Raw genomic sequence first — 2,654 nt, 5'->3', positions numbered from 1 at the left:
CGCCGCTGGAGCGGCGTGGCCATGTCTACCGCAGCGCGTTGAACGCCTGCAGCGCGGCGATTGCCGCCCAGATTTCCGAAGCCGACGCCATGAAGGTGTTTACCGGCTTTGCCCGGGTGACCGGCATATTGGTCGGCGAGGGCAACCCGGCGGTAGCGATGGACGCAAGGAGCATGCAGAGCCGCACGCCCAAGCAAGGCGGGCAGATGCCGAAATAGGGCTTTGCTTCTTTCTCCCCGTTTACGGGGGTGAGGTGTGATCCGCGCAGCGGACGAAAAGCCAATTGCTTGGCTTTTCGAACAGCGAACGCCCGGCAGGGCAATGAGGGGCGGCGCCAGCGCTTCGGTAAGTGGCATCTGAATCGGATGCTTGAATTTCATGTCAGCTTCCATCCTGCCTCGTCAGCGCTGCCCCTCATTGCCCTGCCGGCACCTTCTCCCCGTGAACGGGGGAGAAGAGATCAAACCTCACCCCGTCGCAACAAATACGCGGCGCTGGAAGCGCGCCTGGTGGTAGGTACAATAGCTTTTCAGCGCCCCGGTGCGCATGCCGCAGCACAGCATGTCGGCGCCTGGGCGGCTGCCTGGCGCCCCCTCTTCGGCAATAGAAATGTCCGGATCCCCCTCCACCGTCAGATCCAGCGGCGCACGGCAGCGTGAAAACAGGCAATCGATGAAGCGCATCGCCACGCCATGCGGCTGCCGGCCGATGGCCGCGCGCGGCGGCGCCGGCGCCTCCAGGCGATAGGCCACGCCGTCGGCGATCAGCACGCCCACCTCGCGCACGAACGAATGCGCGCGCCTGGGCCGGGCCACTTCACGCGCATGGATGTCCTTGGCGGCAAGCACGCCCTCCATCTTGCCGACGACAGGCGTCGCTTTCGCCGACGCGCCACTCGCCCGCTTGCTTCCAGCGCGCTTGCCCACGGCCTGCCTGGATCGCGGCGGCGGCCCCTTGCCATTGGCAAAGCCGATCGCGCCGAGCATGGCGTTGCGGTGCACGATGCCGATGATGGCGTCGCGCGACACCGGACTGCCGCGCAACGCGCTGAACGCGACTGCAATCCTGGAGGCTGAGAACCCATCCTTCAGCCAGCGGGCGATCTCGTGCAATTCCGCGTCGCTATAGCTTGCCATATCCAGCTCCATCCAAAGTTCGGCCGCGCGCCGTCGGGCAGCGTCAAGGTTCGACCCGGTCGCCAGGCCGCAGTCAGGTTGTTTTTCAAGAGCCGGCTCTCAGCCGGCCAGCCTCAGCCGGCTTGGGCCGATTTCCCGCCGGCAAGGTGCAGAAGCCGCGCTTCGGCCGTGTTTCTGTCCAGGGCGGAAACCGCCCTGCCCGTCAGCCTGTCGAACAGGATGACGGTGCCGTCCTCGGTGCGGATGCAGGATCGGCCTGCCGCAAAAACAGAGCCGGCGCCATGCCGGCCGAATTGGGGGCCGAAGCCGCTGGGAGCGGCGGCTCCGGCCGTTCCGGTCGCCGGAGACAGGCGGACCGGACCCGAGGCTCGTGCGGTCAGGCACTGGGCCTCGGGCTTCATCCGGGCCGGGGAGGAGGACGGCCGGGATGAAAGGGAATGGGCGGTTATGACCGCCGGGCGCGCCTCGCGTGAGGCCGGCGACTCGGCGCCATCAAAGCTGGACAGGTTTTGCATGACCGGATATAAGCATAACTCGAAAATAGATGCAAGCCATTCTTTCATAGACGAGAGCGGCTTTCATCCCTCACATGGGCGCCATGGCAAAAACGGAACTGTCGATCAAGGTCGGAGCGGCGATCCGCAAGGCGCGCAAGCAGCGCGGCCTGGTCATGCGCCACATCGCCGAACACAACGACACCGATGTCGCCGCCGTCGGCAACTGGGAAACCGGCCGCAATCTGCCCAAGACCGAGAACCTGCTGAAGACCGCCGCCTTCCTGCGCGTCGACCCGGTTGCGCTGGGCCAGGGGCAGGTCGTGTTTCTCGACGATGCCGGACCGGTTGCCGATGCGGAGATCGTCACCGATGCAGGTCCGCTACCCGCCAGCTCGATGGACATCGAGGTGCTGGGCGCGGCCGTCGGTGGCGACGATGGCGATTTCACCTTCAACGGCGAGCCGGCGGGTTACGTCCAGCGCCCGCCGGGCGTGCGCAACCTGCCGAAGGTGTTCGCCCTGCACGTGCTCTCGGATTCCATGGTGCCGCGTTACGAGCCCGGCGACCTGATCTATTGCGGCGGCCGCGACGCCGTACCGGGCGACCATGTGGTGATCGAGACCTTCCCGGAGGAAAACGAGCGCAACGGCAAGGCCTTCATCAAAAAGCTGGTCAAGCGCACGGCGGGCGAGCTGGTCGTCGAGCAGTACAACCCGCCGAAGACGTTGACCTTCAACCGCTACGCCATCAAACATGTCTGGCGCGTGATTCCGCTGAAGGAATTGCTGGGGTATTGAGCAAGGGATGCTCTTCCTTCTCCGCCTGCGGGAGAAGGAAGAACCAGCGCTGGCACCCTCCCACTCAAGCCCGCCGCGATCCCTCCAGCGGCACATCCCTGTCGCTCAGCATCCGCGCTTCGCTGCGCACGCGCTGGCGCTCGTCGACAAACGCCGCCTGGATCGAAATCGCCGTCCCCGGCAGTCCGTCGGCGCGGCAGGCCGAACAGACGATACGGCCCGAC

3 protein-coding genes and 1 pseudogene are annotated in these 2,654 nt (G+C 65.9%); 2 read left to right on the top strand and 2 right to left on the bottom strand.

Going from position 1 to position 2,654, the window contains the following annotated elements; translation table 11 throughout:
* Positions 1-218: pseudogene (locus EN994_RS26230) on the top strand (DUF982 domain-containing protein); the annotation flags it as partial.
* Between the two features lie 249 nt (positions 219-467).
* Here EN994_RS26230 and EN994_RS26225 read toward each other — a convergent pair.
* A complete protein-coding gene (locus tag EN994_RS26225) occupies positions 468-1,136 on the bottom strand; it encodes a GcrA cell cycle regulator (RefSeq protein WP_063170293.1) in 669 nt (222 codons plus the stop codon).
* A 113-nt stretch (positions 1,137-1,249) separates the two neighbouring features.
* A complete protein-coding gene (locus EN994_RS26220; RefSeq protein WP_244514322.1) occupies positions 1,250-1,537 on the bottom strand; it encodes a hypothetical protein in 288 nt (95 codons plus the stop codon).
* Positions 1,538-1,725: 188 nt separating this feature from the next.
* Here EN994_RS26220 and EN994_RS26215 point away from each other — a divergent pair, with 188 nt between their 5' ends.
* Complete coding sequence (locus EN994_RS26215) at positions 1,726-2,430, top strand: helix-turn-helix transcriptional regulator (RefSeq protein ID WP_013530583.1); 705 nt, start codon at positions 1,726-1,728, stop codon at positions 2,428-2,430.
* Positions 2,431-2,654 lie beyond the last annotated feature (224 nt).

This window comes from Mesorhizobium sp. M7A.F.Ca.CA.002.09.1.1 (assembly GCF_003998555.1).
GTDB classification, from domain to species: domain Bacteria; phylum Pseudomonadota; class Alphaproteobacteria; order Rhizobiales; family Rhizobiaceae; genus Mesorhizobium; species Mesorhizobium ciceri.
Note: the sequence above shows the minus strand (reverse complement) of the source record. Positions and strands in the feature narration are given on the sequence as shown.

Coding starts and splice junctions, on each gene's coding strand:
- EN994_RS26225 (WP_063170293.1), bottom strand. CDS start 1,136: ATGGCAAGCTATAGCGACGCGGAATTGCACGAGATCGCCCGCTGGCTG.
- EN994_RS26220 (WP_244514322.1), bottom strand. CDS start 1,537: ATGAAGCCCGAGGCCCAGTGCCTGACCGCACGAGCCTCGGGTCCGGTC.
- EN994_RS26215 (WP_013530583.1), top strand. CDS start 1,726: ATGGGCGCCATGGCAAAAACGGAACTGTCGATCAAGGTCGGAGCGGCG.